This window comes from Succinimonas sp. (genome assembly GCF_045225735.1).
GTDB lineage: Bacteria > Pseudomonadota > Gammaproteobacteria > Enterobacterales > Succinivibrionaceae > Succinimonas.
Genome location: NZ_JBGVBR010000303.1, coordinates 1 through 14,401 on the forward strand (window position 1 = coordinate 1; position 14,401 = coordinate 14,401).

General features: G+C 48.6%; 11 protein-coding genes. 9 read left to right on the top strand and 2 right to left on the bottom strand.

Annotation, left to right across the window (positions count from 1 at the left end; all coding sequences use genetic code 11):
- Positions 1-1,495, bottom strand: a 1,495-nt coding sequence (locus tag ACJROR_RS10850; protein ID WP_406547071.1) for a hypothetical protein, incomplete at its 3' end; no start/stop codon positions are given.
- 1,224 nt (positions 1,496-2,719) lie between these two features.
- Here ACJROR_RS10850 and ACJROR_RS10855 point away from each other — a divergent pair.
- Together ACJROR_RS10855 and ACJROR_RS10860 are read left to right on the top strand one after the other, a co-directional pair.
- Positions 2,720-3,427, top strand: coding sequence for a hypothetical protein (locus ACJROR_RS10855; RefSeq protein WP_406547072.1), 708 nt, complete (start codon positions 2,720-2,722; stop codon positions 3,425-3,427).
- 408 nt (positions 3,428-3,835) lie between these two features.
- Positions 3,836-4,288: a hypothetical protein gene (locus ACJROR_RS10860; RefSeq protein ID WP_406038912.1), complete on the top strand. Its 453-nt coding sequence runs from the start codon at positions 3,836-3,838 to the stop codon at positions 4,286-4,288.
- 115 nt (positions 4,289-4,403) lie between these two features.
- Here the strand turns inward: ACJROR_RS10860 and ACJROR_RS10865 are convergent, their stop codons facing one another.
- Positions 4,404-4,757 (bottom strand): hypothetical protein, encoded by a 354-nt coding sequence (locus ACJROR_RS10865; RefSeq protein WP_406547073.1) that lies wholly within the window; start codon positions 4,755-4,757, stop codon positions 4,404-4,406.
- 57 nt (positions 4,758-4,814) lie between these two features.
- Here ACJROR_RS10865 and ACJROR_RS10870 point away from each other — a divergent pair, with 57 nt between their 5' ends.
- The 7 genes from ACJROR_RS10870 to ACJROR_RS10900 all read left to right on the top strand — a co-directional run.
- Positions 4,815-5,444: a flavodoxin family protein gene (locus ACJROR_RS10870; RefSeq protein WP_406547074.1), complete on the top strand. Its 630-nt coding sequence runs from the start codon at positions 4,815-4,817 to the stop codon at positions 5,442-5,444.
- A gap of 167 nt (positions 5,445-5,611) precedes the next feature.
- Positions 5,612-6,124, top strand: a complete 513-nt coding sequence (locus tag ACJROR_RS10875) for a nitroreductase family protein (protein WP_406547075.1) — start codon at positions 5,612-5,614, stop codon at positions 6,122-6,124.
- A gap of 82 nt (positions 6,125-6,206) precedes the next feature.
- A complete protein-coding gene (locus ACJROR_RS10880) occupies positions 6,207-7,817 on the top strand; it encodes a DUF6273 domain-containing protein (protein ID WP_406547076.1) in 1,611 nt (536 codons plus the stop codon).
- On the top strand, positions 7,810-10,722 hold the full coding sequence (locus ACJROR_RS10885) for a DUF6273 domain-containing protein (protein WP_406547077.1): 2,913 nt from the start codon (positions 7,810-7,812) through the stop codon (positions 10,720-10,722). Before ACJROR_RS10880 ends, ACJROR_RS10885 begins: the two co-directional genes overlap by 8 nt.
- 151 nt (positions 10,723-10,873) lie before the next feature.
- Positions 10,874-13,789 (top strand): DUF6273 domain-containing protein, encoded by a 2,916-nt coding sequence (locus ACJROR_RS10890; RefSeq protein WP_406547078.1) that lies wholly within the window; start codon positions 10,874-10,876, stop codon positions 13,787-13,789.
- A gap of 63 nt (positions 13,790-13,852) precedes the next feature.
- Positions 13,853-14,074 (top strand): hypothetical protein, encoded by a 222-nt coding sequence (locus tag ACJROR_RS10895; RefSeq protein ID WP_406547079.1) that lies wholly within the window; start codon positions 13,853-13,855, stop codon positions 14,072-14,074.
- Positions 14,075-14,173: 99 nt separating this feature from the next.
- Positions 14,174-14,401, top strand: a 228-nt coding sequence (locus ACJROR_RS10900) for a hypothetical protein (RefSeq protein ID WP_406547080.1), incomplete at its 3' end; no start/stop codon positions are given.

Here is a 14,401-nt window from a genome sequence, read left to right on the forward strand (position 1 = left end):
AAAATAGTTTAAGTCCATTATTGAATTTAGTTGTAACCGTTATATATTTGTCAGCTTCATTCTCTAACGATTTAATAATAGATATTGTGTTTTGATTGATTATGCTGTATGATTCTTTACTGTCTTTATCAGATAATTTGATATTAACAAAGCTTTTGCAAATTATGATTAAATTTGCAAAGAATGAGTTGATGGTCTTAGTAAATTCGTTAAATATTGTTTTTATGGATAAATTAAAGTCGTTGTCTAGGTTATATTTTATTTTTATGTACTCTGTCAAATTCTTTCTTAATTCATTATTAGATACCTTAATGTATAGCAATCTGCCTTTGCTTAAGTACAAATAGTACATCAAATTAATAAGTGTGTGTTTTGCTGATTGGCATAATGAATTATTAATCGATATTAACGGAACCAGAACAGGTTTGTCAAAGTGAATTATTAAATTGGTTTTATCCTGAGAAATGCCGGGAGAAAAAAGGTCGTGTTTTTTTATTTGTTCTTTGAGCCAGTTATCTACAGATTTTGTTAAATCATTGTATTCTTTATAATCAAGTGTCGCAAATAATGGTAGTAATGTTGTCATGTATTTGATAAATGAATCTTCGTTAGGCTTGTCCTGGTCACAATTAATTGCCTGAAAAATATTGATTTTAAATATAAATTTTAATGAGATTAGATATTTAAATAAAAAATCTGTGTACAGCTTTATGTTGTGTGTATGATTTTCCTCTGGTAATTCTTTGTTAAAAATACGAGAGACTGTAATTAAATGCTGACCGTCAACCGAATCTAGGTATTCTTCCATAAAAACTGATAGATCTTTTTCGTCGTAGAAAGGTAAGTAATGCAAACTTTCATTAAGTGAAACAAGATTAAATAAATAATCTTTCAGAGTGTGAGGTCCTATTGGGTTATGGCGGCTAAATTCTTTTGTTTTTATATAAATATCATATGAATCAATGTATTCGTGAAATAGTTTGTGGGTATTTTTGTTTCTATCTTTGTTTGTTTTATAAAAAGTGCTGAACGTCGAGATGCTGTTTAAATCATGAACATTGTTATTATAATAATCTTCAATTATGGAATTTTTTGAAAATTCTTTTAGCAAAAGAGTTGAGGCTGTGGCAATATCAGTTTTATCAACTGTTTGAGGAGTGTTTGATAAAATATGAGATTTGTTTTCATTTTTAAGATCTATAATATAATAGCCATATACTACTTCAGGATGTTTAATTTCAATATTTTCATAAGTATTATCGTTTGCAGATTCTTCAATGTTGATTTTGTTTTCGCTTGTTATCGTTCCTTCTATAATTGCAGACAACGGTAATTCTACAGGCTCTGGCTTGGCATTGGTCAGAATGCTGAGCTTATCATCTGTAATTCCGGTGCAGGTTCCCTCAAACGGCATTTCCTGACCGAAGAAATTTACGGTCACCTTAACCTTGTCATTAACCTGAAGCTCCTTTAGAAAAGCGTCATCCTTATCCATTCGTTATCGTCCTGTACAAATGAAGTAAATCGATTTACGAAAAGCATTGCCGAGCAGGGCTGTTTCAATTCTAGCAGTTTCAGCTGATGCTTCTTATACCTGTGCTCCTAATATGTGAGATGACAGGGATCTATTCTGGCAATTTTCGTAACCCGTCTTTCATCAGCACAAGGACATCTTAATCACCCGATTAGGCACATTCCTCTGGCTGACCGCCTAATGACTTCATAACAAATCGGCAAACAGCTCAGTACTGATATCCGTCCTTAGTCCAGTGCTTTAATTCCGCCTCTATATTTTCAGACCATTCTGTCTTTCATCGACTGATTTCCAATCATCATTACCTCTCTTTTGTTCCTGACTCTAATTCAATTTGAGTTTTTCCGACCTTCCTCCACATGGAATCTCATGATTTCCTGTTCATTGAGTGGCTTCGGTTACGATGTAACGCATAAGAGTAAGGGAGGCATTGATTGGGCTTCACCTTCACTATTCAGAAATCCCTCATCACCAAAACTACCCCCACGTTCGCCAGAGTTTCCGGAAACCTCTCCCCTCAAAACATCTCCCTCTGGTGCAGAATTCCCATTCTTGGCCTCCCAGAATAAACGTTAATTTTTGAACACTCACCGCAGCTCCTCTTTCGGCTACTTTTTCCGGAAATTCCTCATCTTAGGGAGGTCTCCCGATTCCCCCGTAAACCCGCATGGCGTAAGCGTTTCATGGGCTTTTCCCAGTCCTGTCTCAACCGTGTTTTCGCGGCGGGAATGATAGTATAAAATATATCCGAATACCACTTGTAAAAATAATGCAAAACATTTGTCACAGTTCAGAATCGGTGACTTGTATTAACCCTAAAACCACTCTAAAATTGAAATGTCACTCCCCAAGTGACTGAAGTTTTGAATGTCACTCATGATTTGGATTACAGCCCAAAGATAGATGCGGTTATACACTAAATAAGTCACAAATGTATGCGGATCCACTTCGGGTAAATTTGGCCCCCCGAAAACCGGGGTTTTAGGCCGTATTTGTGAAGATTGTCACAAAGCGAGTTTTGCCCCTCATCGGGCCCCAGAAAGAACATGAAACAGGGGTGATTTCTCAAAATTCAAAAGAAGGAGGACACAAAGAACCAGATAAGCAGAATCGTACGCCGGGCATGCGGCGCTTAGCATGCGCGAGTTAATGTCACTTTCCATTAGCAGTATTAAGAGGTTTTAAATGGGAGATATCAGCATTATCGCCAGAAGGCTTGAGGGCGGAACCAGGGTGCAGTTTGGCTGGAGCGGCAACGGGGGCTATTTCAGCGCGGTGGGTTCCCGTCTGCTCCGCTGGTACAATGATCCGAAGCAGGTTGAGTATCTTTTCGGGCTGGGACAAATGCGCGCCATTGGGGTTCCCGGCAGCGAGAACGGCGGCGAGTCTCGGTTCTTATCAAATCAGCCGGATGGTCAGCCTCACTGGCTGGGCCGCTCGGAACGGGAGATTTTCAGTAAAATCTGTTTTACCGATTACGGGTACTTCTACGATCTGGACAACACCTGGTATTACGTTAAGCCGGGGCCTTTTTGCATTAAGATTCCGCTTGTCTATATCGTTCATCATCTTGATGACAGTTACATGGAGTTTGATGAACTTCATCGCATCAGCGTCAAGCTCCTCCAGTACATACTCGGCGAGTACCGGGAAAGCGATCCGGACTTTCAGAAATTCCTTGCGGACAATTTTTCCAAATCCCCTGAGGAGATCCTTAAGGATATACTTTCCTCAAACTACCTCTTTTACCGGTTTTCCCAGCATTATGACCGTATCCGGGATTATCTGGACAACTGGGTGGTGGCAAAGCCCAAGGACGACATGTCGGATATCACCGGATTTGTCCTGAAGCGCCGTAATGATGAAGAGCGGATCGAAACCATAAACTGGTAATAAAACCCGTGCCATCTGAGAAATCCTGCTGCGGCGGGATTTTTTGCTTCCGGAGCCGCAGAAATGGAAAGGAATCAAAAAGACTGTTTCTTTATCATCCCGGTCCCTTATCCTGCTCCTTTTGCCAATTCTCATCTCCGCCTTTGTTTTGTCGCATCTCTTTTCTGATTCGCCTCGTTTTCCCATGGTTTCATCAGCTCCCGGCCGTCTTTTTACCCCGGAACCTGCATTTAATGTTACAGATCCCGGTAAAATCCTGTAATATACGCCTTGCATTCAGGAGCAGTTCTCCTGCTGTTACCGAGACCTGAACCTGAGATGAGTATTTAAGAGGATTCCCAGTGAAGCCGGCATAACTTCCTTAGAGCCGGCGTTTGACTTAGATTTGCTAGCAAGGACTTTTTAGAAATGGAAGAGAATCTGGAGACAGTGAATTACTTCAAGGATTTTGTCAGAAAACAGAATGAACTGAAGGCTGATTTCAAGCGCGTTTCCAATGATGTATTGCTTTTTATCTCGCGTCTTGAGAATTTGAATAACGAGTTCCGTCATCTCCCGGAGCGGGTGGATCAGGAAAATGCGGGGGTAACCGCTCAGTTTCAGAAGGTGATTGACAACAGAAAAGCTAAAATGACCCCCGTAACGCCAAATCTCGACGATGCCCAGGAAATCAAAAAGCTTAATGATATTATTGTCAGACAGGGCTGGACCATACAGGGGTTTATCAAAGCCATGGACATTGCTTCCCGCACCTTCTATAAAAAGGTGGAAACCCATTCCTTCAGCCTGAAGGAGCTCAATTTCATCCGTGAGCATCTGGCCCTTACCGATGAAGAGTTCATGAAGATCTTTTTTACCTGAGTTTTTGGGTGAGGATGCTGTTTCCGGTTTTCCGGTAAGGAAGCTGGCCTAAATCAGGAATTTCTGAAATTCGCCGGGTAACCTGCGGATTTCCCCGAGGGAGCTTATGGCTCCCTTATTTCATTCCGTGCTGCGGCGTTCCTTCTGTCATTATGTCCCTTCTGCCTGTTTGCCTCATTGCTCTTTGCTCCTTCATTCCCCTCTGTGCCGCTGCCGCTTTTGTGAGTGTTTTCAAAAACATAAACTGCTCTCCGGCTTTCTTTTTGTTTTTTGGCGGATTTTCCCCCATTATCTTTTGTGAAGAGGCCCGGAAACCGGGGCAGGGGACTTTTTTCGCAAAGCCGCAAATAGCTGCCGGAAACGATATCTTATAAGCTGTCGCAGCATGAACTCTATGGTTTGGCACGTCAGCCGCAAAGTTCCCCTTATTCCTGATTCCGGACTTTACTTTCTTGTCCCGTAAGTTCATTCCTGCTTGCCGGAGCAGATCAGGGTTTCCGGCAGCATTTCCCGTTCAGGAGATTATATGTCCAAAGTCCTGCTTCTTAACGGCAGCCCCCACAAGAATGGCTGCACCGCCACCGCTCTTCAGGAAATGATCCGCGTGTTAAATGATGAGGGCCTGGAAACAGAGCTTCTCGAGGTGGGCGGGAGGAGCATCCGGGGTTGTATTGCCTGCAATAAATGCCGCGAATCGGGACAGTGCGTTTTTCGGGACATGGTTAATGAGACCGCTCCGAAGCTCGCCGCGGCAGATGGTCTTGTGGTGGGATCACCGGTTTATTACGGATCCCCCAACGGCACTCTCATTTCCTTTCTGGATCGCCTTTTCTACAGCACCAGCAAGATCTCCAAGCATCTTAAGGTAGGAGCCGCAGTGGTATCCTGCCGGAGAGGCGGGAATACCGCAAGCTTTGACGTCCTTAACAAGTACTTCACCATCAGCAGCATGCCCGTGGCCTCTTCTTCCTACTGGAATCAGGTGCACGGCTTTGCCGCTGATGATGTGAAAAAAGATTTGGAAGGGCTTCAGACCATGAGAAACCTGGCTCGGAATATGGCGTTTATGATAAGAGCCATTGCCGCCGAAAAGGAAAGATCCGGAATGCCCGAGCGGGAAACCGCCGCCTTTACCAGCTTTCCCGACGGGAAATAGCGAGGATCTGATTTTCGGGAAAATTCAGTCCCGGACTTTTTATTCCGGCAGAGGGAGCATCGTTTATTTCCCGCTTTCCTGCATTGCTGCCGGTAAGTTTGTTTGCCGCTGGCGTTTTGTTTTTTCAGCCGGCGCTTTTGCTTTCACCACAAGGAGACCTAACCATTATGGATTTCAAGTACGTTGTCTCAGGAAGATATTCCTGCAAGAAGTTTTCCGATACCCCCGTTCCCTCTGACAAGCTGGAAGCCGTGCTTATGGCCGGCCGTCTCGCTCCCACCGCCAAGAACCTTCAGGAGCAGCATATCTATGTCCTGACCGCCCCGGAGCATCTTGCCAAGATCGATGCCGTAACTCCCTGCCGCTACGGCGCTCCCATGGTGCTGGTGGTAGCCTTTAACCGGGACAACGTTTTTGTTTATCCCGGCGGAAAACGCGATTCCGGCATTGAGGATGCCTCCATTGTGGCCACTCACATGGTTCTGGCTGCTTATGATGCCGGCCTTGACAGCTGCTGGGTCAACTTCTTTGATCCGGATGTCCTTAAGGAGTCTCTGGGCCTGCCGGAAAATGAGGAGATCCTGATGCTCATGGATCTGGGCTTTGCCGCTGAGGGAGCAGGGCCTCTGGCAAACCATAACCGCAGAAAACCTCTTACGGAAACCGTTACCTATATGTAGAATAGCGCGGTTCGGTAACAGCCGGGAGAGGCCGATTCTTAAAAGACCGCGGGGAGCTTTCAGGAAGAAGGAGGGGAACGATATGGATTACAGCGGGAAATTCGCTGGAACGGGGGCTTCGGACAGCACCGGGGCTGCCGCGGCAAAGACGGTTACCATTGAGCTTTACGGAAAAAAGTACTTCTTCCAAAGCAGCCGGCAATGCTGTGATTTCATTGACAAACTGCTCAGTGAAGAGCGGCTTCGCGAGCTCCGCTTGCTTGATGCCATGTACGGCGAAGAGCTGAAGGAGCTCTCCCGGGATGGCGGCATCAATGTGTATCAGCACCTCCGGGATATTGTGGCTGAGTTTGTTATCATCGATGAGTATGTTTTTCAGGATGAGGCGGCGTTTCAGAGATTTCTCAATGACCTTAGGGATTCTGTTAAAGCTAACCCTTTATATTTCCAAAGCTTTCTTAAGACCCATGAGAAGGCGCTTAAGAAGGCGGGGAGTCTGTATCCCATGACCGGAATATTACTGAACAAGCTTTACACTCAGCTGAATCGGCTTCTCTTTCTGGGAGATCTGGTGATCACGGATCCCGCATTATTTTCCTGGGAGAACTTTAGGAGCCGGTTTGAGTATCTCGCCAATCCTGCGGGTCTCAGGCTTTTTGTTTCCCAGCACCGGAAATGCCTGGAAGAGGCCCTCCGGAATCCCGCGGCCAGAAAGGAGGCCGAACATATTCTGGAGATGGACAGGGAGCTTATCGCCGTTGACGACAGATACTACTGGAATGTCAGTGAGTTTAAGACTGCTGTTGCCGATATCATGAAATCCCCCGGTCTCCGGGATCGTTTTGCGGCGGTGCATAAGGACGCGCTCCTTAAGCTTCTTAAAAATCCCCGGGCGGCATCAGTGGCGGCAGAGCTTCTTACGGCGGCCGGCTGCGAGATTCCCAAGGCTCCGGAAGTCTCGTTGCCTGAAGAAAATGATCCTCCCTGCGAAGAAAAGCCTCTCCCGGAGGATAAGCCAATTTCGGAGGATAAGCTTCCGGATGTCCCGAAGACTCCGGTTCTGGTTCCCGGAAACATCGTGGTATTAGGCAGGTATCCGGAGGATGAGGACGAGCTCCCGGCGCCTGTGGAATGGCAGGTTCTTAAAGTTGATGAAGATGCTGCCATGACCGGAGGCAAAGAGGGATCTCCGGCACCAGCGGCGCTTCTCATAAGCCGCTTTGCTTTGGAGTGCCGGCCTTTTCACGGCGAATCTCAGAGCGTTTCCTGGGAGAACAGCGATCTCAGATCGTGGCTAAACGGGGAATTTCTGGAACAGGCCTTTTCCAAAGAGGAGCAGGCTCTCCTCCTGAAGTCGCCGGATGCAGTAAGCTGTCTCAGCGCGGAGGAAGCGGAGGAGCTCTTTAAGACCCCAGCCGCCAGGATCTCTCAGGCTACACCGTATGCAGCAAAGAACGGGGCCGCCACAGCTTCTCCGAAAACCCGTAATTGCTTCATCTGGCTCCGATCTCCCGGACTGGATCCGGCCACCGCCGCCTATATTGACACTGCCGGAGATATCTGCCTTCTGGGAGAGGATGTCAGCTCCGGCGAGTTTGCCGTGCGGCCCCTTATCAGAATCTCTCTCGGCGGCAGTAACCTGAAAAGCCTGGTAATCCGTAATCCCGCGGATTCGGAGAAGCAGAATGACTGATGCCGAACTGGACAGAAATTCTTTTTTCAATTTTGTCATGGCGAGAAAGGGGGATACCGTGATCTTTGGCCGGTATCCTCAGAAAGCTGACTCCGGCGTGTCTCCCATTGAATGGCAGGTGGTGTCGGCATCCAGTCATCATCTCCTTTTGGTAAGCAGCCGGGTTTTGGATGCGCATCCCTTCAATAATGAAAAAGGCCCGGCGGACTGGGAACTCAGTTCCCTCAGAGCTTGGCTTAACACAGACTTTTTGCGGAAAGCATTTTCGGAAAAGGAGCAGGAGTATATTGCGGAAGCAGAGGTAAGCTTCAGAAGCAATGAGGCGCTCTCTGGAACCAAGAGCGCCAGAGACAAGGTATTCTGTCTCAGTGATGATGAAGTCATGCGCTACTTAAGGTTCCCGGTGGCGAAACCATGGGCCGGGCCAACAGACTATGCCAGAAAAGTCAAATTTGTTTTCACCAAGGACGATAGATGCGAATGGTGCCTTCGCAGCCGGGGAAACTATGACGCTGGCTTTGCGAAACACGTAGATAAAGACGGCAGGATCAGCGAGTTTGGCTATCCTTCCATCTATCCGTTAGCGGGGGTGCGTCCGGCTCTCAGAATAGACCTTGAGGCTTGTCGCGCTGCCTGCCGGATACCGGCAGAAAGCATCCCCGGGGAGAGCTGTTATCCAAAGGGCGGCATCAGCATTGTCGGCCAGGTATTTTTAACGGAGAAAGAGCTTTTTCAGTATCTGTTTCGCTGGCCTGAGATCGGTTTCCGCGCTCTTGTTTCCGGGGAACTTGCCGAGGCCTTTAAGGACCGTCCCTGTGAAAAGGAGGCGTTTCAGGAATTTCACTCGTATTTAACAGCGAACCCTTTTCGGGATATTGACGAAATATACGTTGATTTTCTTTTCCGCATTACGTCATCTTTTCAGAAGGCCTTCCCTGATATCACGAACCTGGGGGATATGCTTCTAAAAGAGGGGCTTTCTCTGGCTCTTTCAGATCCTGAAACATTAGAGCATTCCCGCGGTTTTATATCCGTTGCCCGGAGATTATTGCTGGGAGGCTATCTGCATCATTATGCGCATCGGTTTTCAGTTACCGCTCTGGACAGAGCTTTGGACGACGCCGCGGAATTCGTCACTGATTGTCCGTTTGAGAGAATTCCTTTGCTCGTGGCCTATGCCCTGACTCCCTCCCGCACTCTGGTCTTTAATGGCTGCAAATACACATCTCCGGATCATTTGTTTCATGATCTGATGAGTACGGCACGGAAAGATTTTCCGGCACTGGCGCGGAGACTTTACCAAGGTCGCAAGGATCTGGAATTTCTTGTAAAAGTCTTTCCGGATGCAGCTTCTGTTACTGCGGTGAACGGTATTTTATATTGTTCGGCGATGTTTCGTCTGGATGATGGCACTGCCTGCAGCTTCTCTGATCTTGATTCCTTCCGCGAGGTCGTTAAGAGAGCAAAAAAGGAAGGCTATCTCAGAGAGCTCATTAACATGAGAGACCTGCAGGCAGAAGAGTGGAGAATGTTCTCGGAGTTCCGAAATGAAGATTTTCTGGGGGCTCTTCATAAATTGACGGGGAGCATTGTATCATTCGGGGAATTCCTTTTTTCCGGTGTGCCGCAGCTGCGCTCATATCTGTCCGAGCTCGCTGACAGAAGATTTCGGAATCCTCTGGCATTCGAGATATTTGTGAATTTTTACCGGGAGGATCTGGATCGCCAGGTTCAGAAGAAGCCTCTCCTGCAATCTGACGTTAAGGATCTTTATGACAATCTGGAGCATCTGGCAGTTGTCGGGGTAAGGGTGTTTACGGATCCGGCTCTTTTTGAATATACTGCGAAAAAAACGCTCGCCAGTCTTTCCGATCATCCTGAGATTACCAGTTTTTTTGTTTCCCAGTATCGGGAGAGTCTTGTGAAGCTTACCGGAAATCAGTATTACGGTTCGGCGGCTCGCCAGCTTCTAAATGCCGAGAAGGAGATCGTTTCCATAGACGAATACTTCTTTAAGGATGCTGGCTCTTTAGGTGATTTCATAACCCGGCTGAAGCAGGATCCCATTTACCTCACGGATTTTGTCAGGGCGCACCGCAAGGGGATAACAGCTCTTCTGGATCATCCGAAGGCCGCTCCTTTGGCCAGGGAGCTATTAAGTCAGGAGCAGCTTTGCGGGCTTAAGATGACGGAGCCTTTGGATCTCATCCCCGGAGACATTTACACCATGGGCGAATTTCCGTTTTCTCCCCACGGCGATCCGGCTCCGCTGGAATGGCTGGCCCTCCGGGTTACGGAGGAGCAGAATTGCGCGACCGCTTCCGCTCTTCTTGTAAGCCGCTATGCTCTGGATGCCCGGGAGTTTCATCATGAAGGCTCCGGAGCCTCCTGGGAGAAATCAGACCTCTCTTATTGGCTTAACGGGGAGTTCCTGAATACGGCGTTTTCCTTTGCGGAAAGGGAACGGATTTTGGCGGAGCCGCTGTTTTTGGGTACGCTCTCCTTAAGCGAGGGGCAAAATAACGGGGATAACAGCGATAACAACGATAACAACGAAAACCGCAAAACAGCAAGCGGAAATGACTATGTTCCTGCCTTCAAGGTGTTCTGTCTCAGCGCGGAGGAAGCCGCAGAGTATTTCGGTACCGCTGAAGAGAGGTGCTGCACCGGGACTCCCTTTGCTCTTAAAAGAGGGGCTCTTTCGGTTTCTTCCGAGGATCCCCGGGTTTCTTACTGGCTTCGGACGCCGGGACTTGACGGCGGTCAGGTTTATGCCGATGCCTCAGGCGAGATTGTCATTATGGGAGAAAGGGCGGATCGGCATGATTTTGCAGTGCGGCCCGTTATCCGCATAATGTTCAGAAGAAAGTCCGGAAAGGAACCGTTTCAAGAGTCTCCTTCATAAATGATGCCGGCTGGCAGCATTGCCGCTGAAGGATTGAGTGAGGGATGGAATGATTAAGGGATTTGAGGGATAAAAGGGGAGGGAGCATCTCCGGGGGGCTCTGATAATCGGGGCGCGAACCGGAGCCTTCCTTCCGGAGTTAATTTACATCATGATGAAGACAACTACCGAACTAAACGACTTTTACGGACTGGTTACGGCCAAAAAAGGGGATACGGTGACCTTCGGCCGTTATCTGCAGGATGATCCCGCCAAAAAATCCTCAATTGAATGGCTGGTAGGGCATGTTGCAGAAAACTTTCTTGTGCTGGTAAGCAAGCGGGTTTTGGATGCGCAGCCCTTTAATGTCAAAGCAGGCCCCGTAACCTGGGAGACCAGCAGCCTCAGAAGCTGGCTTAACGGGAGCTTTTTCAATGAAGCATTTTCAGAGAACGAGCAGGAGATCATAAAGGAAGATCTGAACTTAAGTTACCAGAATGAGGACTTCAATACCGCCTCCGGGAAAGATACCCGGGACAGGGTGTTCTGTCTCGATCAATACGAAGTCATCCTCTATTTAACCGCCACCGGGGACAGGAAAGCCGAGCCCACCCCCTATGCCGCGCAAAAGCAGGTGATGTCCGCGGGGAAGAACTGCATCTGGTGGCTGCGGGTTCCGGGAGAAAACGAAACCCTGGTAATGACCGTGAACCACAACGGCGAATATTATCGGACAGGCATGCCGGCTCTCTATAAGCAGGCCGGGGTGCGTCCGGCCCTGAAGATTGACATCTCAGCCTGCCGCGCGGCCTGTCGCGGTCATGACCTTGGTATTCCTCAGAGCAAAAACTGGCCCAAAATCGGCATCTTTTGCGACAACCAGTTTTTTACTGATGAAAGGTCATTTTTTCAGAAATTGCTGCGGAATCCTTACATTGGCGCCAGGGCCCTGAGATCAGGGTATCTCGCCGAAGTATTTAAATACGATTCCAGCCACAGCGAGTGTTGTCTGAAATATGCTCCGCGCCTTACCGGAGATGATGTAAATGATGTTTATGCATATGCCGAATTTCTTTTTAATGTTTCCTTGTTTCTCCTGAAGATGTTCCGCGAAGTCCCGGAACTGGGGGACTGGCTTCTCAGGGAAGCTTTTGCCATGGCTCTTTATAAGGGCAGAGATAAGCTGGAGAATTATAATTATGGTGGATTTTCTGCCGTTTTGAAGGTGTTTCTGGAGAAGGGGTACTTTCAGAATTTTGTTCATTCGTTTGCCATTCACTGCCTTGATGACAATCTTGACAAGGTCGGCAAATTATTAGGCCGTAAGGGCTGGATCATGGAGAGAATCTTTATGGCCGCAGCCTATCTCCTGACTCCGGATCGCTCCCTTATCTTTAACGGCCGCGTTTACCCTGCGCCGGAAGCTTTGCGGGAGGAGACGGAAGCGGCCGCTGACCATGATTTCCCGGCCCTGGCCAGGATGCTTTATGAAGGCCGGGAGGATCTGGAATTTCTTAAAGAAGCCTTCCCGGATGAGGCCTCTGTCATAACCGTGAACCGCATTATGCATGGCGAGGTAACCCTGCATCTTGGAATCAACTCTTACAGCTTTCTGGATCTTGAATCCTTCCGCAAGGCTGTTCAGCAGGCGAAAAAGGACGGCCATGAGAGCGAGCTTATGTACCTGAGAGACACCCAGGAAAACGCCTGGAGGATGTTCTCCAGCGCGCGGAACGCCGATTTTCTGGGGGAGCTTAACAAGCTCACCAAGGCCTCCGTAACCCTCGGGGAATACCGCTTTACCGGCATCAAATCCCTGCGTTCATATCTGTCCCTCATCAATGAAAACAGGGCGAAAGACCCGCTCTCGTTCAAGACCTTTGTGACGTTTTACCGGGAGGAACTGGATCGGCTGACCTGGGCGCTCCCCGACATCGCCTCCGATATCGCAAAGCTTTATGACAGTCGGGAGCGTCTGGCTGTTATCGGCCCCCGGGTATTCACGGATCCTGTGCAGTTTGAAAGTTTTGCGAAAATTATGCTGGCCTCTCTTTCCGAGGCTCCGGAAATTACCAGATTTTTTGTTTCGCAGCACCGGGAGAATCTGGAGAAGCTCGCCTTGGATCCGCATTACGGCCCGGCAGTTCTCCGGTTTCTCAATGCGGAAAAGGAGATCCTTTCCATAGACGAGCATTTCTTTAAGGACGTGAGCGCTTTATCTGATTATTTAACCCGGCTTAAGCAGGATCCTCTTGTCCTCCTGGATTTTGTCCGGGCGCATCGGAAGGGGATTACAGCTCTTCTGGAGAATCCTCAGGCGTCAGCCCTGGCCCGGGAGCTGTTAAGTCAGGAAGCTCTGTGCCGGCTTAAGATGATGGAACCCATGGATCTTAAGCCCGGAGACATTTACCCCCTGGGGGAATTTCCGTATTTTCCGGATGGGACTCCCGCACCGCTGGAATGGCTGGCCCTTCGGGTTACGGAAACTGATAACGCCGCAGGCGGGAATCCGAGTTCAGATTGCGAGACCGCCTCCGCTCTTCTTATAAGCCGCTATGCTCTGGATGCCCGAAAGTTTCATCATGACGGATCCGGAGTTTCCTGGGCGGACTCAGACCTGTGCGCCTGGCTGAACGGGGAATTCCTGGAGACGGCGTTTTCCGCTATGGAAAGGGAACGGATTTTGGAGGAGCCGCTCTTTACAGATACGCTCTCCTTAGGCGAGGATCATGGCAGCAGGGACAGCAGCGCAGAAAACTCTGAGACCGCAGCCGAAAATCATGCTCCCGCCTTTAAGGTGTTCTGTCTCAGCGCGGATGAAGCCGCGGAGTATTTCAGTTCCGCAGAAGAGAGACGCTGCGCCGCCACGCCCTATGCTCTGGAAAGAGGAGGGCTTGCGGGAGCATCGGATTCCGGCGTTTCATACTGGCTCCGGACTCCGGGACTGGACGGCGGCAGTCAGGTTTATGCCGACAGCGCCGGCGACATCGTCATTCTGGGAGAAAGAGCGGACAGGCAGGATTTTATGGTGCGGCCCGTTATCCGGATAGTATTCAGGAAAAAGTCCGAAAAAGAGCCGGTCAGGTGACAGCCCCCGCCGCCATTTACTCGCAGAGAAGGATTCACATACATACCTGTTAACGGAGCGCTTATGACAAGGCCGATAGCTGGCGGAATAAGAGAGAACATAGTTAAGCAGAAACGCGCCAATGGCATTGTGTATGTCATCAGGCGCACCGTTAGTTATGATCCGGAAACAAGAAGAAACAAGGTACTGAAAACCGAAATCATTGGGAAATTAGATGTCGATGGCAATGTGGTTCCCACGAGATTCAAAGCTCCTTCCGTAAAAAACGGTCAGGCCGCAAAATAGAAAAGCTCCGGCGGACAGGACGTTTCCGGCCCTGTTTCCGGGATCGCTGACAGGGGCGGGAATCCTCCGGCTGGAAAAACAGTACGCCTTCAGTATGGGATGATGTCTCTTCTGGAATGGGCGGGAAAGACCTCCGGCATAGATGATGATTTAAGGAAAGCCATGCCGGAGCAGGCATCAGGTTCTCTGGCTGAGAGAATCATCGCCATGGCCAGATTTTGGGTTGCCACCGGCGCTGATACGCTTCCTGACATGCATGCGTGGCAGATAATGCATGGCATTGAAGAAGAAAACACGATAAGAGGATCTCTCCCGAAAGATTTTTGG